The 17,077-nt window shown below is 64.8% G+C and carries 16 protein-coding genes; 9 read left to right on the top strand and 7 right to left on the bottom strand.

Features of this window, described 5'->3' with window-relative positions:
• Positions 1-25: 25 nt before the first annotated feature.
• Entirely contained in the window at positions 26-928 is a 903-nt protein-coding gene (locus OK015_RS14105; RefSeq protein ID WP_268132337.1) for an adenylate/guanylate cyclase domain-containing protein, read from the bottom strand.
• A gap of 202 nt (positions 929-1,130) precedes the next feature.
• Between OK015_RS14105 and OK015_RS14100 the strand changes: the two genes are divergently transcribed.
• Positions 1,131-2,150, top strand: a complete 1,020-nt coding sequence (locus OK015_RS14100; protein WP_268132335.1) for an oxygenase MpaB family protein — start codon at positions 1,131-1,133, stop codon at positions 2,148-2,150.
• Here OK015_RS14100 and OK015_RS14095 read toward each other — a convergent pair.
• The 4 genes from OK015_RS14095 to infC form a co-directional block, all read right to left on the bottom strand.
• Entirely contained in the window at positions 2,147-2,938 is a 792-nt protein-coding gene (locus OK015_RS14095) for a TrmH family RNA methyltransferase (RefSeq protein WP_268132334.1), read from the bottom strand. The two genes, OK015_RS14100 and OK015_RS14095, sit on opposite strands and share 4 nt — an antisense overlap.
• A 4-nt stretch (positions 2,939-2,942) precedes the next feature.
• Positions 2,943-3,332 carry a 50S ribosomal protein L20 gene (gene rplT / locus OK015_RS14090; RefSeq protein ID WP_268132332.1) on the bottom strand — a complete coding sequence of 130 codons (390 nt, stop codon included), beginning with the start codon at positions 3,330-3,332 and terminating at the stop codon, positions 2,943-2,945.
• An 86-nt stretch (positions 3,333-3,418) separates the two neighbouring features.
• Positions 3,419-3,613 carry a 50S ribosomal protein L35 gene (gene rpmI, locus OK015_RS14085; RefSeq protein WP_268132330.1) on the bottom strand — a complete coding sequence of 65 codons (195 nt, stop codon included), beginning with the start codon at positions 3,611-3,613 and terminating at the stop codon, positions 3,419-3,421.
• 35 nt (positions 3,614-3,648) lie between these two features.
• Entirely contained in the window at positions 3,649-4,257 is a 609-nt protein-coding gene (gene infC / locus OK015_RS14080; protein WP_268132730.1) for a translation initiation factor IF-3, read from the bottom strand.
• Between the two features lie 555 nt (positions 4,258-4,812).
• On the opposite strand from infC, the gene lysX reads away from it, so the two are divergent.
• The 6 genes from lysX (at position 4,813) to OK015_RS14050 (ending at position 13,378) form a co-directional block, all read left to right on the top strand.
• Positions 4,813-8,058: a bifunctional lysylphosphatidylglycerol synthetase/lysine--tRNA ligase LysX gene (gene lysX / locus OK015_RS14075; protein ID WP_268132728.1), complete on the top strand. Its 3,246-nt coding sequence runs from the start codon at positions 4,813-4,815 to the stop codon at positions 8,056-8,058.
• 77 nt (positions 8,059-8,135) lie between these two features.
• Entirely contained in the window at positions 8,136-9,620 is a 1,485-nt protein-coding gene (locus tag OK015_RS14070) for an alpha/beta hydrolase (protein ID WP_268132329.1), read from the top strand.
• A 228-nt stretch (positions 9,621-9,848) separates the two neighbouring features.
• Positions 9,849-10,097, top strand: coding sequence for a hypothetical protein (locus tag OK015_RS14065; protein WP_268132327.1), 249 nt, complete (start codon positions 9,849-9,851; stop codon positions 10,095-10,097).
• 27 nt (positions 10,098-10,124) lie between these two features.
• Entirely contained in the window at positions 10,125-11,864 is a 1,740-nt protein-coding gene (locus OK015_RS14060; protein ID WP_268132325.1) for a serine/threonine-protein kinase PknH/PknJ, read from the top strand.
• A 103-nt stretch (positions 11,865-11,967) separates the two neighbouring features.
• Positions 11,968-12,771: a transglutaminase-like domain-containing protein gene (locus tag OK015_RS14055; protein WP_268132323.1), complete on the top strand. Its 804-nt coding sequence runs from the start codon at positions 11,968-11,970 to the stop codon at positions 12,769-12,771.
• Positions 12,772-12,889: 118 nt separating this feature from the next.
• On the top strand, positions 12,890-13,378 hold the full coding sequence (locus tag OK015_RS14050; protein WP_268132322.1) for a DUF5994 family protein: 489 nt from the start codon (positions 12,890-12,892) through the stop codon (positions 13,376-13,378).
• 18 nt (positions 13,379-13,396) lie between these two features.
• On the opposite strand, the gene OK015_RS14045 is transcribed toward OK015_RS14050, so the two are convergent.
• On the bottom strand, positions 13,397-13,879 hold the full coding sequence (locus OK015_RS14045) for a DUF5994 family protein (protein WP_268132726.1): 483 nt from the start codon (positions 13,877-13,879) through the stop codon (positions 13,397-13,399).
• 530 nt (positions 13,880-14,409) lie between these two features.
• Between OK015_RS14045 and OK015_RS14040 the strand changes: the two genes are divergently transcribed.
• Together OK015_RS14040 and OK015_RS14035 are read left to right on the top strand one after the other, a co-directional pair.
• Positions 14,410-14,982: a DUF5994 family protein gene (locus OK015_RS14040; protein WP_326498535.1), complete on the top strand. Its 573-nt coding sequence runs from the start codon at positions 14,410-14,412 to the stop codon at positions 14,980-14,982.
• Between the two features lie 416 nt (positions 14,983-15,398).
• Complete coding sequence (locus OK015_RS14035; protein ID WP_268132320.1) at positions 15,399-15,602, top strand: cold-shock protein; 204 nt, start codon at positions 15,399-15,401, stop codon at positions 15,600-15,602.
• 96 nt (positions 15,603-15,698) lie between these two features.
• Here the strand turns inward: OK015_RS14035 and OK015_RS14030 are convergent, their stop codons facing one another.
• The gene (locus OK015_RS14030; protein ID WP_268132318.1) at positions 15,699-16,958 is read right to left on the bottom strand and encodes a fatty acid desaturase family protein; all 1,260 of its coding nucleotides are present in this window, start codon (positions 16,956-16,958) and stop codon (positions 15,699-15,701) included.
• Positions 16,959-17,077 lie beyond the last annotated feature (119 nt).

The raw sequence follows: 17,077 nt of genomic DNA, 5'->3' as shown, positions 1-17,077 counted from the left end.
TCTGTGATGAGACGCTGTCAACTTGCTAAGAGTATTCGAGACGATATATCGCCAAGTCCGGCGGGATGCCCGGGGTCTTCGGTGCAAACATGGATTTACGTGCGCGTTTAGCGACGACGCCCATCGCATCCAGGTCGCTTTGTGGGATCAGATCCAGCGCCGCACTCGAAATCATGATCCCGCCTTTGGAGGCGCGGTCCATCACGCGAGCAGCGATATTGACGTCGACACCGAGCCAATCGGCGGCCAACCGCTGGGGCCGGCCGGTGTGGATCCCGACGCGCATGCGCGGCCGATAGCCCGCCACCTCGACCTGTCTCACCGCCTCGTCGGCGGCCACCACGGCCCGCACCGCGACATCCGGATGGCGGAACACCGCCATGATGCCGTCGCCCATCCGCTTGACGATGTGCCCGCCGTCATCGAGCAGCGGCGGCTCCACGGCCCGCGCCACCTGGCGCAGCAGGGTCAGCGCCGCGTCGTCGCCGGCCTGCAGCGACCAGGTCGAGAAGCCGACCAAGTCGGTGAACACCAACGTCACCTCGGGGTTGGCCGGCCGTCGCGAGACCGCTTCGGTCAGCGCCTGCCACACCTGCAGCACGCTCAAGCTGACCTCCCGTGACGCCGCGTCGCGATCCCCCAGCAGCCGATCGGCGGCTCGGGCCGCCGCCCTCGGACCGCCGTCACCCGCCGTCGAGAGCGGGTCACCGAACTCGGGATCTCCGGGCAACATCCGTCGCGCCCGCCGGATGAATGCCACCACACCCGGGCTGCGATTAGCGGTCTGCCACCACTGCGTGGCCGCGTGTACCGGCCGTCGTCCGGAAAGATCGGTCGAGCCGCGAGGCGCCGCTGTCGTCACCGATTCTGAGTCCGTTTCTGAAGGCTCGCCCGGATCCGGATCCGGATCGCGAGGCGCGAGTTCCACCTGGCAAGGGTAAGTAGTTTCGGGGAAGCCGGGCAACGACGCCCACCCGGTTTGTGTCACATATCGCACCAAACGTCCTGATCACGAGGTTGCCACACGGCTGTGGAATCTCGGTAACACCACCGCGCGGCGGACGCTGGAATCGTAGACAACGGGCGTTGTCAAAGTTAATCTGAGCGCAGTCAGGAAGTAGGAGGGCGTGATGACTGCCGTATCGACTACATTCGCTGATCCGCTTGGACCAGATTCGCTCACCTGGAAGTACTTTGGCGACCTGCGCACCGGAATGATGGGCGTCTGGATCGGAGCGATCCAGAACATGTACCCACAGCTCGGCGCGGGCGTCGAGGAGCATTCGATCCTGCTGCGTGAGCCCCTGCAACGGGTGGCCCGGTCGGTGTACCCGATCATGGGCGTGGTCTACGACGGCGAGCGTGCGGCCCTGACGGGTGCGCAGATCAAGCACTACCACGACACCATCAAGGGGATTGATGCCGAGGGGCGCCGTTACCACGCGCTGAACCCGGAAACCTTCTACTGGGCACACGCGACGTTCTTCATGCTCGTCGTCAAGGTCGCCGAGTACTTCTGCGGCGGTCTGACCGAGGCGGAGAAACGCCAGCTGTTCGACGAGCACGTGCAGTGGTACCGGATGTATGGGATGAGCATGCGACCGGTGCCCCAGTCGTGGGAGGAATTTCAGGAGTACTGGGACCGGGTCTGCCGCGACGAGCTGGAGATCAACCAGGCGACGCTGGAGATCTTCCGGATGCGCATCCCCAAGCCGAAGTTCATCCTGATGCCGACGCCGATCTGGGATCAGATGTTCAAACCGCTGGTGGCCGGTCAGCGCTGGATCGCCGCCGGGCTATTCGAGCCCGCGGTGCGGGAGAAGGCGGGCATGCGCTGGACACCGGGTGACGAGATCTTGTTGCGGGTGTTCGGCAAGATGATCGAGCTGGCGTTCCTGGCGGTGCCCGACGAAATCCGGCTGCACCCACGGGCACTGGCCGCTTACCGCCGCGCCGAGGGCCGGGCTCCGATCGACGCGCCGCTGGTCGAGGCGCCCGAATTCATGGCCCCGCCGCGCGACCGGCGGGGGCTGCCGATGCACTACTTTCCACCGCACAAGTCGTTGATCGAGCGGGCCGGGTCGCTGGTCCACACCACCCTGTCGCTGGCCGGGCTGCGGCCCGCCCGGGGCCGGCGCAGCGCCGCCTAAAACCGCTGCAACACGCCCAGCGCCCGGGCGCTCTGGTACAGACAGATCGCCGCGGCGGCGGCCACGTTGAGGCTTTCCGCGCCGCCCGACATCGGGATGCGCACGCGATGGTCGGCTTGGTCGGTGATCTCTTCGGACAGGCCGTGTGATTCGGGCCCGAACAGCCACGCCGTCGGCGTGCCCAACAGCTCGTCGGCCTCGTCCAGGCGGATGCCGCCGTCGACGGTGGTAGCCAGTGCCTGCAGCCCTGCGGCGCGCACGGCGCCCAGCACCGCGTCCACGTCAGGGGCGGCGACAACCGGAAGCGAGAAGATGCTGCCGGCCGAGGCGCGCAGGCACTTGCCGTTGTAGGGGTCGACACTGTGCCCGGCGAGGATCACCGCCGCCGCTCCCAGCGCGTCGGCGAGCCGGATCAGGGTGCCCGCATTGCCCGGCTCGCTGATCTCGACGGCAACCGCAACCAGCCGCGGCGAACCGGCTAGCGCCTGTTGCAGTCCGGTAGCCGGCATATCGCACACGGCCACCAACCCCGCCGGAGTAACGGTGTCGGACAAGGCTTTCGCCGCGCGGTCAGTGACCACATGGACCGGATACCGCTGGGTACCCAGCAGTGTTGCGTGGCGCTGCGCGGCAAGCTCGGTGACGAACACCTCACGGACAAGTCCGCGCGCCGACGCGGCCTCGACCAAGTTGGAACCTTCGGCGAGGAACTGACCGGCCCGCCGTCGTACGACATGGCGATGCAATTTGACCGCCGCGGCCACCCGGGCCGAGCGCTCCGTGAGCACCGGGTTAAGCAGCTTCTCCGGAGGGCGCGTTGACGTCCTTGGGCAGTGCCGCCCGAGCGACCTCGACCAGCGCGGCGAACGCAGCCGAATCGGTAACCGCAATGTCGGCAAGGTTTTTGCGGTCGACTTCCACACCGGCGGCCTTCAGGCCTTGAATCAGCCGGTTGTAAGTGATGTCGTTGGCGCGCGCCGCCGCGTTGATCCGCGAGATCCACAACTTGCGGAACTCACCCTTGCGCGCACGGCGGTCGCGGTACGCGTACTGCAGCGAATGTAGTTGCTGCTCTTTGGCTTTGCGATAGAGCCGGGACCTCTGGCCGCGATAGCCCTTCGAGGCCGTCAGGACGCTGCGCCTCTTCTTGTGGGCGTTGACTGCCCGCTTTACGCGTGCCATGGATGTTCCTACTCTCGTTCAGATGTAAATGGTCAGGTGCCGGCGGCAGCTGTGCCTTGGCCCGGGACTCGGCTTTTGTTGAAAGGTCAGCCGTTCAGCATCGCGTTGACACGCTTGGTGTCGTTCGCGGCGACGACGGTGCGGCCATCGAGGCGTCGGGTTCGCTTGCTCGGCTTGTGCTCGAGCAGGTGTCGACGATTGACCTTCTGGCGGACGATCTTTCCGGTTCCGGTGCGCCGGAATCGCTTGGTCGCCCCGCTGTGGGATTTGGCCTTGGGCATGTTTCCTCTAGTTCTCGCTTGTTCTGGCTGTCGGGTCAGTTCGGTGAAGCAGCGGTGTCGCCGGTTTCGTCGGCGTCGTGCGCCTCCTCGGCGCCCACTTCTTCGGGATGCCGCGCCCTGGCGCGAGTCTTCGCGCCGCGGTGCGGTGCCAGCACCATCGTCATGTTGCGGCCGTCCTGCTTGGCGGACGTCTCGACGAATCCGTATTCGGCGACGTCCGCGCCCAGACGCTGGAGCAGTCGGTAGCCCAGCTCGGGCCGCGACTGCTCACGTCCGCGGAACATGATGGTGACCTTTACCTTCGACCCCGCCTCCAGGAAGCGGATTACGTGGCCCTTCTTGGTCTCGTAATCGTGATCGTCGATCTTGGGTCGCAGTTTTTGCTCTTTGACCACGGTCTGCTGCTGGTTCCGGCGGGATTCGCGCGCCTTTTGCGCCGCCTCGTACTTGAACTTGCCGTAGTCCATGATCTTGCAGACCGGTGGCCTGGCGTTGGGGGCAACTTCGACGAGATCGAGATCGGCGTCCGCGGCGACGCGCAAGGCGTCTTCGATGCGCACGATGCCTACCTGCTCCCCCCCTGGGCCGATCAATCGAACTTCAGGTACGCGAATGCGCTCGTTGACGCGGGTCTCAGTGCTGATGGGGCCTCCCTTGTTGGGCTTCTGTCGTCGTCTCGCTACGACCGATGACTGGGCCCGTGGGATTCAGCGGTGGAAACACCACACCATCAGCAAAAAAGCCCTGCAGAAGCAGGGCCCAATGCCGACCGATCACGGCCCGAAATACCTTCGAACCGTCCGCGCCATGCGCGAAACAGGCACCTCGCGGTGCCGGTGACCGGACCGCTGCGCCTTGAACGATTTCGCGGCTAGCGGTGGGAGTGGGACTCCACTTAACTGTCCCAGGCCTTAGCCGGGATGGTCGCGGAGGCAAGTCTAGCAGCCATCAGGCGACTTCCCGCATTTCAGCTCCCCGGGGACGACGAGGCCAGGCGTCTGGCGTGCGTGATCGCGCTCCGCCCGGACGGATAAGTAGTCTCGACGACTATTGGCGCTTCGCCAGGCATTTCACGGGTTGAGGGCTTATCCTCGCGGTCTGTGACTCTCGCTTCTGCTGCTTCGGGGCCTCGTTCAGGCAGCCGGTCGAGTTCCCGATATCGGTGGGTACCGGCGGCGGCCGGCTGGACTGTTGGCGTCATCGCCACCCTGTCCTTGATCGGCAGCGTGTCGCCACTGCTCCGGTGGTTGATCAAGGCGCCGCGGGAATTCATCAACGACTATTTATTCAACTTCCCCGACACCAGCATCGCGTGGTCGTTCGTGCTGGCGCTGCTGGCGGCGGCGCTGACCGCCCGCAAGCGCATCGCCTGGTGGGTGCTGCTGGGCCAAATGGTCCTGGCCGCGTTTTGGAACGCCGCCGATATCGCCGCCGGCGACAACACCGCGGCCGAGACGTTCGGGGAGAACCTCGGGTTCGCGATGCACATCGTCGTGATCGTGCTGCTGGTGTTGAGCTATCGGGAATTCTGGGCCAAAGTCCGCCGAGCCGCGCTGTTGAAGGCGGCCGCCGTGCTCGTCGTCGGGGACGTGATCGGAATCCTTTTGTCCTGGGGACTGGTCGAGCTGTTCCCAGGATCGCTGGCGCGCCAGGACCGGCTCGGTTACGTGGCCAACCGGGTGGTCGGGTTCGCCCTCGCCGACCCCGACCTGTTCACCGGCAAGCCGCACGTTTTACTCAACGCGATCTTCGGATTGTTCGGCGCGCTCGCGCTGATTGCGGCCGCAATCGTGCTGTTCCAGTCCCAGCGCGCCGACAACGCTCTGACCGGCGAGGACGAGTCGGCGATCCGCGGGCTGCTCGAGCTGTTCGGCAAGAACGACTCCCTGGGTTACTTCGCCACCCGTCGCGACAAATCGGTGGTGTTCGCGAACAGCGGTCGCGCCGCGATCACCTACCGGGTCGAGGTCGGCGTCTGCCTGGCCAGTGGCGACCCGGTGGGCGATCCCCGCGCCTGGCCGCAAGCCATCGAGGCGTGGTTGGCGTTGTGCAAAACCTATGGCTGGGCGCCAGGTGTGATGGGCGCCAGCTCGCAAGGAGCCCAGGCCTATCGTGAGCGCGGCCTCAATGCGCTCGAGCTCGGCGATGAGGCCATCCTGCGGACCGCCGACTACCGGCTGTCCGGCCCGGACATGCGCGGGGTGCGCCAGGCCGTGACGCGAGCACGCCGCGCCGGGCTGACGGCACGCATCCGGCGGCACCGCGACATCTCGGCAGACGAGATGACCGAAACGATTTCACGCGCCAACGCCTGGCGCGATACCCAGTCCGAGCGCGGGTTTTCCATGGCGCTGGGCCGCCTGGGTGATCCGGCCGACGGGGATTGCCTGCTGGTCGAGGCATTAGACCGGGACGGCCGGGTGGTCGCGATGCTGTCCCTGGTCCCGTGGGGAAGCACCGGCGTCTCCCTGGATCTGATGCGCCGCTCTCCGCAATCCCCCAACGGCACCAACGAATTCATGGTCAGCGAACTGGCCCTGAACGCCGAAGCGCTTGGCATCAACCGTGTTTCGCTGAACTTTGCCATGTTCCGGTCCGCGTTCGAGCAGGGCGCCCAGCTCGGCGCCGGGCCGATCGCGCGACTGTGGCGAGGGTTGCTGCTGTTCTTCTCCCGCTGGTGGCAGTTGGAGACGCTGTACCGCTCGAACATGAAATACCAACCCGAGTGGGTGCCGCGCTACGCCTGCTACGAGGACGCCCGGTTGATCCCGCGGGTGGGTGTTGCGTCGGCGATGGCCGAAGGGTTCCTGGTATTGCCGTTCAGCCGGCGCGACAAGGTGCACACCGGGCACCATTCCGCCGTGCCGGCCCGGTTGGCGGAATCCGGGTTGCTGCACGAAGACGGATCCACTCCGGACGTCAGCGGGTTGCGACGCGGCGACGAGGTCGACTCCGAGGAGTACCGGCGCCGCCTCCCCGAACAGGTGCGGGTCCGGCTGGCCAAACTGAGGACGCTGCAGCACAACGGAATTGATGCCTACCCGGTGGGATCGCCGCCGAGTCACACCGTCGCACAAGCCCTCGACGCCGACGACCAGGACACCGTCTCGATCGCCGGCCGCATCTTGCGGATACGCGACTTCGGCGGTGTGCTGTTCGCAGAATTGCGTGACTGGTCGGGCGAAATGCAAGTGCTGCTGGACAATTCGCGCCTGGCGGCCGGCCGTACCGCCGATTTCACCGCAGCCATCGATCTCGGTGACCTGGTCGAGATGACCGGGCATATGGGATTCAGTAAACGCGGAACGCGCTCCTTGATCGTGAGCGATTGGCGGATGGTCGGAAAGTGCTTGCGGCCATTGCCGAACAAGTGGAACGGCCTGACCGACCCGGAAGCGCGGGTGCGCAGCCGCTACGTCGACCTGGCGGTCAATGCCGAGTCACGCAACCTGGTGACGGCCCGCAGCAGCGTGCTGCGTTCGGTTCGGGAAACGTTGTTCAGTAAGGGTTTCATCGAGGTGGAAACCCCGATCCTGCAACAGATCCACGGCGGAGCCGCCGCCCGCCCGTTCGTCACGCATATCAACACCTACGACATGGACCTCTTTCTGCGCATCGCGCCCGAGCTCTATTTGAAGCGGTTGTGTGTCGGCGGCGTGGAGCGGGTGTTCGAACTGGGCCGCGCCTTCCGCAACGAAGGTGTCGACTTCAGCCACAACCCGGAGTTCACGCTGCTGGAGGCCTACCAGGCGCACGCCGACTACCGGGTGTGGATCGACGGCTGCCGCGAGCTCATCCAAAACGCCGCCGAAGCCGCCAACGGGGCGCAGACCGTGCTGCGGCCCCGCGCCGACGACTCGTCCGCCAACGACGCCCGTCTGGAACCGGTCGACATCTCCGGCGTGTGGCCGGTGAAGACCGTGCACGACGCGGTCTCCGAAGTGCTCGGCGAACGCATCAACCCGAACACGTCGCTGGCCGCGCTGCGCAAGCTGTCCGACCGGGCCCACATTCCTTACCGGGACCATTGGGACGCCGGGGCGGTGGTGCTGGAGCTCTACGAGCACCTGGTCGAGGGCCGGACCAAGGGTCCGACGTTCTACATCGACTTTCCGACATCCGTGTCACCGTTGACCCGGCCGCACCGCAGTCAGCCCGGGGTCGCCGAGCGGTGGGACCTGGTGGCGTGGGGTGTGGAGCTCGGCACGGCCTACAGCGAGCTCACCGACCCGGTAGAGCAACGGCGCCGGCTGCTTGCGCAGTCGCTACTGGCCGCCGGTGGTGATCCGGAGGCAATGGAACTCGACGAAGACTTCCTGCAGGCCATGGAATACGCGATGCCGCCGACCGGCGGGCTCGGCATGGGTATCGATCGGCTCGTAATGCTCATAACTGGCCGCAGCATCCGCGAGACCCTGCCGTTTCCGCTGGCCAAACCGCATTAGCCGCGGGTCCTGAGGCCCCAGCGACTGCACAGGAACATCGCGTAATTATGTTCCGGGATGGTTAACAATCGATCACAATGGATCGCGTGACAGCGCCGGCGTCCGATGCCACCGGGCAGTTTTTGGCGAGCACTCATACCTCGCTCATGCACGGCTGGGTGCCGATCACGGTCCAGGTCGTCACCGCGATCGCGCTGGCGCTGGCCGTGGGCCGGAGGTCCTGGCGTTGGCGGATGGTGTGCCTGCCGCTCGCGGCCCTCGTCGGCGGCACCGCGGCATACGGAACGCATTGGTACATCGTCGACCGGGGTCTGTCCGACGAACCCGCGCCGGCCGCGCTGTGGCTTTGGACCGCGCTGACCGGTATGGCCGCTGCCGTGCTGTTTCTGGGCTGGCGCGGCGCGCGCGGTTGGCAACGCGGTACCGCCGTGGCGTCGGTGCCGCTTTGCCTGCTGAGCGCCGCACTGACGCTCAATCTGTGGGTCGGCTACTTCCCCACCGTGCAGTCCGCGTGGAGCCAGCTCACCTCGGGCCCGCTCCCCGACCAGACCGATCGGGCCACCGTTACCGCGATGGTCGCCAAGGGAAATCGGCCGCCGCACGGCAGCGTGGTTCCGGTGGTAATCCCCTCGGACGCCTCACACTTCAAACACCGCGGCGAGCTGGTGTACCTGCCGCCCGAATGGTTCGTCAGTAGCCCGCCGCCGCCGCTGCCGACCGTGATGATGATCGGCGGGCAGTTCAATACCCCCGCGGACTGGACGCGTGCCGGCAATGCGATCAACACGATCGATGCCTTCGCCGCGACGCACGACGGTCAGGCTCCGGTGTTGGTGTTCGTGGATTCCGGCGGAGCCTTCAACAACGACACCGAATGCGTCAACGGAGTACGCGGGAATGCCGCCGATCATCTGACCAAAGACGTCGTCCCCTACATGGTTTCGAACTTCGGCGTCAGCCGGGACCGCTCCAACTGGGGCGTGGCGGGCTGGTCAATGGGCGGAACCTGCGCGGTGGACTTGACCGTCATGCACCCGGACATGTTCAGTGCCTTCGTCGACGTCGCCGGCGATTTCTTCCCGAATGCCGGCAACAAGGCGCAAACCATCAGCCGGCTGTTCGGTGGAAACACCGACGCGTGGGCGTCATTCGACCCGAGCACCGTGATCAACCGGCACGGCCAGTATCACGACGTGTCCGGTTGGTTCGCGATCTCTTCGGACGGCCCGCCCGCGGCGCAGCGCGACGTCGCGACGACGGACACCGCCGCGATGCGGCTCGCGGGGCGCGACGCCGCCGCCAACCCGAGCAACCAGACAGCGGCCGCCTACTCGCTCTGCGCGCTCGGCCGTGCCAATGGCATCGACTGCGCGGTGCTACCCCAGCCGGGCAAGCACGACTGGCCGTTCGCCGACCGAGTCTTCGCGGCCGCGTTGCCGTGGCTGGCCGGCCAGCTGGGTACTCCCGGAGTGCCGCGGGCTGCGTTGCCCGGCGCGTCGCCGGCCCCTTCGGGCGCAACGGTGGTGGTCCCGGCGCAGCATTCCAACACCGCGCCGAGGTAACCACCGGTGCTGACACTCGCGCGGGTCCGCCCGTGCGCTATTTCGCCCGGCACTGCAATCCGTGGAGTGCGTGGACGCGCTGGGCCAGCGCGCCCCTGATCCTCGTGCCGGCGTGGACACGGCGGCGCAGCCACGCGATGTGGCTCGCAACGTGGTTGGCGACCAATCCGTTCGTGTTCGGCGAGCGCGAGGGGCAGGACCCCGCCACCCGGCAGTAGCGTGACGAACATGCCCGACGAACCAGCAAACCCCGGCACCGGCCCACCCGACCCCGGGTACGACAGCGCGGGCGTACCGACCTTCGACTCCGTGCGTGAGAAAATCGAGAACCGCTACGCGACGTCACTAGGCGACGCGGAACTGGACGCCGAATCTCCGGAAGGCCGCTCCGTCGACGAGCAATACGACGAGCGCCGGCGCGCCGCGGCCGAACGGTTGGCGCAGATCCGCGAGTCGATGCGCGCGGACGAGGGTTAGGGCAGTTGTAACGCCGGGGGGATATCGATGAGTCAAGCGCGGCCCGGTTCCCGGGCCGGGAGCCGGTTCGGGCACTACCAGCTGCGTCGACTGCTGGGTCGCGGTGGGATGGGCGAGGTCTACGAGGCCTACGACACCGTCAAAGACCGCACGGTCGCGCTCAAGCTGGTGTCCGAGCAGGTCAGCTCGGACGACGTCTTTCGCCGGCGCATGCAACGGGAAGCGCAGACCGCGGGCCGGCTGCAGGAGCCGCACATCGTGCCCATCCACGATTACGGCGAAGTCGACGGCCAACTATTCATCGACATGCGTTTCATCGAGGGCAACGACGTCGGTTCGGTGCTCAACCGCACTGGGCCGCTGCCGCCGCCGCGCGCGGTCGCCGTCGTCGAGCAGGTTGCCTCCGCGCTCGATGCCGCCCACCGCGCCGGAGTCATCCATCGCGACATCAAACCCGAAAACATCTTGCTCACCGAGGGAGACTTTGCCTACCTGGTCGACTTCGGCATTGCCGCGGCGGCCAACGACCAGCGTGTCACCAAAACCGGTGCCGCCGTGGGTAGTTGGAACTACATGGCGCCGGAGCGATTCGGCAAGGACGACGCCACCTACCGGGTCGATATCTACGCCCTGGCCTGTCTTCTGTACGAATGCCTCACGGGCACAACGCCTTTCCAGACCGATACTCTCAGCGGCCTGATGGCCGCACATCTGATGGAGCCGATTCCGCGGCCCAGCCAACGAAATCCCGCCATCCCGGCGGCATTCGACGAGGTCATCACCCGCGGTATGGCCAAAGACCCAAACGACCGCTACATCACCGCAGGCGACCTCGCGCAGGCCGCCTTGCACGCGCTCAGCACACCCGATCAACACCAGGCCACCGACCTGATCCGGCACAGCCTGCACTTCGCCCCGCCATCCCACGTCGCGCAACCGTGGACCCAGCCTGCAGCCACTGCGCCGAACTGGGGAGCCAACCCGCCCGTCGCGCCGTGGGCACCGCCCGCTCCCCCCAAGCGCAGACTGGGGCTGATCATCGGCGCCCTGGTAGTCGTCGTCGCAGCCGTCGCGGGCACCTGGATCGTGTTGGCCACGCGCAAATCCGGTGCCGGCCAGCCGGAAAATCCCGTCACCAGCACCGCCGCGGCCCCGACAACGACGACCGCCGCGCCCAGCAGTGCCGCCCCGACAGTGACGCCCGCACAACTGAATTCGCTCCTGCTTCCAGCGGACCTGATCAACACCCTCGTCGGCACCACCGGAATCGTCGTCGACCACAGCAACACCGAGATGACGGATCCCGGGCCCGACAACACGTTGTCCAACGACAAGTGCCTCGGAGCACTCATCGGTTTCCAAACCGGGACGTACAAGAGCAGCGGCTACACCGCGATGCTTGCCCAGCTGCTGAAGAAGCCGCAGAGCAACCCCGGCTACGTCGTGGTGCAGGGTGCGGTGATTTTCGCGTCCGTGGACCAGGCCCAGGGATTTGTGACGGCCCAGGCTACGCAATGGCGCACGTGTGCCGGGGGCACCGTGACTCAGGTCAACGACGGAACCACGTCCGTATGGACATTCCGCGAGATGAGCGGCAATCCGCCCAACATCGCCCTGCAGCACACTTTGGCCAACAGTCCCGTCGTGTGCCAGCACGTCCTGTCCGCGGTATCCAATGTGGTCTTCGACGTCAACGTCTGCGCGCCCGGGACGATCAACCAAGCCAGGCAAATCTCCAACAAAATGGCGACGAACCTGCCCGGCTAGTCAAGCGCGCCGAATGCGTTGCGGTGCACGGCAACAGCGCGCGGTTGACGGTCGGGCCGTGACCTGGTTGGCGAATCGGGGATCACCAGGGCAGTATTGCGCTATGAGACGAGAAGTGGGCGCCGAACTCGAAGTCGAAATCACCGCGGCCACGACGTTGGAATTTCAGATCGCTGTTGCACCGCATCCAGGCACGGAGGTCTTCGAGTCACTGCGCTTCGTCTTGAACGGACAACAGATCCAGCCCTTGGAGATCAGCGGTGTGCACGGAAACCGCATCCACAAGTTCGCGGCCGCGGTCGGCACATTGAAGGTCGACTATGCGGCGACCATAGTGGGCCAGACCGATCCCGCTCCGGTGACCGAATACGACCAGTCGATGTATCTGCGGCCCAGCCGCTACGCCGAGGCCGACAAGTTCTATGGTTTCGCTGCAACCGAATTCGGTAACGACCATGATTCGGAAACGCTACTGGAGCACGTGAGCTCCTGGGTGGGTACCCGGCTGAACTATGTCCCCGGCTCCAGCGATCCGATAGACGGGGCGGTGGAGACGTTGCTGGCCGGCGAAGGCGTGTGCCGCGACTTCGCGCATCTGGTAGTGGCGCTGCTTCGCGCGGTGAAGGTCCCGGCCCGCCTGGTGTCGGTGTACGCGCCCGGCTTGTACCCAATGGACTTTCACGCGGTGGCCGAGGCTTTTGTCGAAGGAGAATGGCGAGTCGTCGATGCGACACTATTGGCGCCACGCCAATCCCTGGTCCGCATCGCCACCGGCCGGGACGCCTCCGACACCGCATTCCTCGATAATCACAAGGGCGCGATCATGCTCAACCACCTGGCGGTGACCGCCGTCGTGGACGGCGAATTGCCTGCGGACTCGATCGACCGACTGGTTTCCATCCGCTGAGAACGCGCGCGCGTAGTGTAGGACCTGTCGGCGGTATTTCGTACCTGGCTATGCAGAGCCATCTCATCGCCGATTCGAATGATTTGGCCGGTTTCGCGGTCAAGATGGGAGCGTCGTGATGACGCCGAAAAACGACCACACCGATGCCGGGCTCCGGCATACTCCACCGATACATACACCACGCTTGAAGCTCAAGCCCAAGGCACCGCATCAAGGGTACGTCGATGGGGCGTGGTGGCCGCACGGTCCGGACTTGACCGCAGAGCTGCCAGATCTGCTGTCGGTGCTATCTGTACGACTCGGTCCTATTGGTCGCGTGCTCTACAACATGAACGAATGGTCAACGCCGCCTGCGAAATTCGCGACCGGAGGACGAACCGTACGGCTCGACGGATACCGTCGCCAACCGATCAATACCGTCCAAGTCATTGGGCTTAATCGCCATAAAATCGTCTTGCTGGTGGTTTCCCCGCATGCCGATCCAGACCAGGCGCACACCATCATGATGAACGCGGCCGGCCCCAGCAACGCCTCGACTGCCGAAAGCCTACTGATGGGCGGGACTGAAGAAGCGCAAGAGCCGCAAGCCTTGAGGATCGGCTCGTAGCGGCAGCCCCACTGGGTATCAACGAGACCCGCTCTTGGCGTCAGCGCGCCTGACGCGACGTACTTCAAACATTTTCTCACCCCTCGCCGCGCGGAGAATGCATTCGGCGGTCAGGAATGCGCGGGAATCGCGATGCGCCGCAAGCACGGATAAACCCGCGGCCCGCCGCAAAAGCATCACCGCCAGGGCGGTCCCGGTTCGGTACGGAACCACCAGAATCTTCGCCCGCGCATCGTGACCGCAAACCGTCATGATATGCGGGTGTATACCCTGCCACCAGGCCCAATTCAGATCCGGCTGGCGTTGTATCGATGCCCAGTTGACGTTGATGTCGATGACCTGGCCCAGCGGGACCTCCAAAACTGAGACCAATTCAGGGAGCTCCCGCGAGATCCGCCCGGTGCGGGGCCACCACGCGCCATCAATCTGATCCCCCAGCCGGGACGCCAGGGTAAGTCGCACCGGACTCCCAGGACGCCGCGTCCCTACCGTATCGGCCATGTATGCAGGCGCGGGATCCACGACGATGTCCGCTGCTGGATGCTGATGAGAAGTCAGGACTCCGACCGACGGATCTGTGCGATTCATGGGAAGCCCTTCGAAGTCGAAACGATCGGACCGTGCGTCGGGCCGACGGAGGAATCGCATTGCCCATGATCTCGCGTAATACCGATCGAGGTCAGCGTCGACAACGAAACAGCTCTAGGTTGACGGTACCCCTGTCTTCGCGCGGGGGTAGCCGAATTACCGACGGGTGTCCCCTGCGGCAGCCGACGAGGCGTGGCATCGAGCGACGTCCCGTACGCTGCGCGAGTCCCAGAACATCGCAATGGCGCTGAAGTAAAAGCTTTTTCGGCTGATACACTCCGAATCACGCTGCGCCATTGATCTTTCCAGCTCCCGGCACCGTTCATTGGCCCGGAGCTCGGACATGCCGAGATCCGCGGTGTCTCCTTCTGGCGCAAGGGCGCAGTCCCTTCCGGCGATTCGCGCGTCGTCGATGCCATCGAGGGGGTTATGCTTTTGCTGTCGTGGGTTTGTCGAGTACCGCTTCCTCCGGTAGCCGTCCGCGATGTCCAAAATTGGTAGACGGGAGCGTCACTGTGGCGCACGTTTCTTCACCCCCCTCCAGCCCGGCTCGTTTGACACTGTGCGAACGCGACCTCACCCAGGCCGCCGTGGACGGCGTGTGGTGGCCGAAAAGCTTGGACCTGAGCGTGGAACTCCCCGACCTCGTTACCGTGTTCAACTTGTGGCTTGGCCGGGTGCGGCGAGTCGTTTACGACCCAAGCGCATGGTTGCCCGCCCCGTCGCGAGTTATTCGCCGCAACGAGATGGTCTCACTTGACCCCTACCGAATGGTATTCAGCGACACCATTTACCTGAAGGGCGCCAGGTCTCGCGACGCCGTGTTGTTCGTGCTTTCGCCCTCCAGTTCCGGCGACGAGGCGAAGTGTCTTCTCAGCGAGGTCGCCGCGTCAGCACAACCTATGAATGCCAGCGTGTTACGCGAATTGGTCCGCCAGCGGGCACCGGGCTCCGACCGCATATTGGCAGCGGCGCCACACGTAGGGTCCGGCTTGAATTGGATGCCGGGACTCTAGGGAGCTCGGCACGACGCAATCCGTCCCGTCGAACGCCGCGGCCGGGACAAGAGGGGTACACTCGAAAAACCGGGACCACCCAGGCCCCCATCGGAGGGCCGTGATGTCTGATAAATCTCCCCGCCAAACCATGACCAAAAAGTCTGGTAAATCGCTGAAAGAAAAGCGCGCCGATAGGCGGGGCAAAGTCCCGCAGGTCTCGACGGCCGAAGCACTATTGCATACGAAGAAACACTAAATCAACAGTCTGCCGAAAGTCCGCTACCTGGGGCGATGTGCAAGCGGCCACATGGCCGGACCTTAATAACAGCAATAATATTGGACCAACAAAAGTGAATGAATCTGCCATATACAATATGTTATGGTTAGTTATAAGTGCAGCAAATTGCGCTTAGTTGAAAAGAGAGAGAAATAGTATGACACAGGGAACTGTGAAGTGGTTCAATAGCGACAAGGGCTTTGGATTTATCGCCCCTGACGGCGGCGCAAAGGACGTTTTCGTCCACCACTCCGAGATCCAGGGTAGCGGTTTCCGCTCTCTTGAAGAGAACCAGCGAGTCCAGTTCGAGATCAACCAGGGACCCAAGGGCCCTCAGGCGGTGCAGGTGACTGTCGTCTAGCGGGTCAGCACGAAAGCCCCCGGGGTGGAAGGGATTTCGCCCCGGGGATTCGGGCAATATCGTCCGATTGCCCCTCGCGAGCGAGCGCGATCCGCATCAATTGACAGTGCCTGCAACCGCCTCGGCGCGCCACCGGCGGACCGCAGCGATCGCTGTTTTGAGACCACGGTGGCGGCCTGTTGCCGGATCGGTTCCGCCGAAACCCGGCCCCAGTTCGGCGAACATCCGCTCGCTACGGGTCTCCGCCGCGTTGTCGGCGGTATCGCGCAAGTAGCGATCTGGCAGCGACAGTTTGGCGATCGTGCGCCATGTCTTACCGCATTGCACCAGGAATGAGCCTGTGGTGTAAGGCAAGTCGTACTTGTCGCACAACGCCCGCACCCGCACCGAAATCTCGTGCAGCCGGTTGCTCGGCAGATCGGGATAAAGGTGATGCTCGATCTGATAGCACAGGTTGCCACTCATGAACCGCAGCGCCGGGCCGGCCCCGAAGTTGGCACTGCCCAGCATCTGGCGCAGATACCACTCGCCCTTCGTCTCGCCGACCATATCCGTCTTGGTGAATTTCTCTGCGCCGTCTGGGAAGTGCCCGCAGAAGATCACCGCGTCGGCCCAGAGATTGCGAATCACATTGGCCACCAGATTGGCCTTGAACGTCGATTTGTAGGTCGCGGCTGGCGACAGCGAGGTGAGCCCGGGGAACGCGACATAGTCCTTGACCACTTGCCTTCCCGCCTTGACCGCGAACTCACGCATCTGCAGCAGGGTGGTTTCGCGCTCCGGACCAGGCTTGAGGACCTTTCCGGCCTCGATGGGCTGGAAGCCAATCCCCCACTCAAATCCGACCGCCAGGATCGTGTTGAACAGCAGGTTGCCGACGTTGTATGGCTTCCAGGGTTGGTCCCGAGTGACTCGGAGGATGGCGTAGCCGACATCGTCGTCCATCCCGACGATGTTGGTGTACTTGTGGTGCTGATAGTTGTGGGTCGACCGCCAGTGTTTTGAGGCTGCGCTCATGTCCCACTCCCATGTCGAGGAGTGGATCTCGGGATCGTTCATCCAGTTCCACTGGCCGTGCATCACATTGTGGCCGATCTCCATGTTCTCGATGATCTTGGCCACCCCAAGCGTCACCGTTCCGGCCCACCATGCCGAGCGTTTCGATCCACCGGTCAGCATGAGGCGACCGGCCAGCTCAAGGGCGCGTTGCGCGGCGATGGTGCGGCGGATGTAGCGCGCATCGCGCTCGCCACGAGATTCCTCGATGTCCAGCCGGATCGCGTCCAGCTCTACGGCGAGCGTCTCGATGTCGGTGTCGGTCAGGTGCGCGAAGGCGGGAATGTTACCGATCGCCATGGTTTGTCCTTCCGTGGGCTTGGTGCGTCGACCACAGCCAGTAGCTCGGAGTCACCGACGGGTTGCCCTATCGGCAACCGAGGCCGGTGCCTCGACGGCTTCAACGCGATAGCTGGCTG

Source organism: Mycobacterium sp. Aquia_216 (assembly GCF_026723865.1).
In the GTDB taxonomy this organism is placed as follows: Bacteria; Actinomycetota; Actinomycetes; order Mycobacteriales; family Mycobacteriaceae; genus Mycobacterium.
The sequence above is the reverse complement of the archived record's forward strand: the minus strand, read 5'-3'. Positions and strand labels throughout refer to the sequence as shown.

Bases quoted from the DNA above. Each gene is read 5' to 3' on its own strand.
- OK015_RS14100 (WP_268132335.1), top strand. From the start codon at position 1,131: ATGACTGCCGTATCGACTACATTCGCTGATCCGCTTGGACCAGATTCG.
- rplT (WP_268132332.1), bottom strand. From the start codon at position 3,332: ATGGCACGCGTAAAGCGGGCAGTCAACGCCCACAAGAAGAGGCGCAGC.
- rpmI (WP_268132330.1), bottom strand. From the start codon at position 3,613: ATGCCCAAGGCCAAATCCCACAGCGGGGCGACCAAGCGATTCCGGCGC.
- OK015_RS14070 (WP_268132329.1), top strand. From the start codon at position 8,136: ATGGATCGCGTGACAGCGCCGGCGTCCGATGCCACCGGGCAGTTTTTG.
- OK015_RS14065 (WP_268132327.1), top strand. From the start codon at position 9,849: ATGCCCGACGAACCAGCAAACCCCGGCACCGGCCCACCCGACCCCGGG.
- OK015_RS14060 (WP_268132325.1), top strand. From the start codon at position 10,125: ATGAGTCAAGCGCGGCCCGGTTCCCGGGCCGGGAGCCGGTTCGGGCAC.
- OK015_RS14055 (WP_268132323.1), top strand. From the start codon at position 11,968: ATGAGACGAGAAGTGGGCGCCGAACTCGAAGTCGAAATCACCGCGGCC.
- OK015_RS14050 (WP_268132322.1), top strand. From the start codon at position 12,890: ATGACGCCGAAAAACGACCACACCGATGCCGGGCTCCGGCATACTCCA.
- OK015_RS14045 (WP_268132726.1), bottom strand. From the start codon at position 13,879: ATGGCCGATACGGTAGGGACGCGGCGTCCTGGGAGTCCGGTGCGACTT.
- OK015_RS14035 (WP_268132320.1), top strand. From the start codon at position 15,399: ATGACACAGGGAACTGTGAAGTGGTTCAATAGCGACAAGGGCTTTGGA.
- OK015_RS14030 (WP_268132318.1), bottom strand. From the start codon at position 16,958: ATGGCGATCGGTAACATTCCCGCCTTCGCGCACCTGACCGACACCGAC.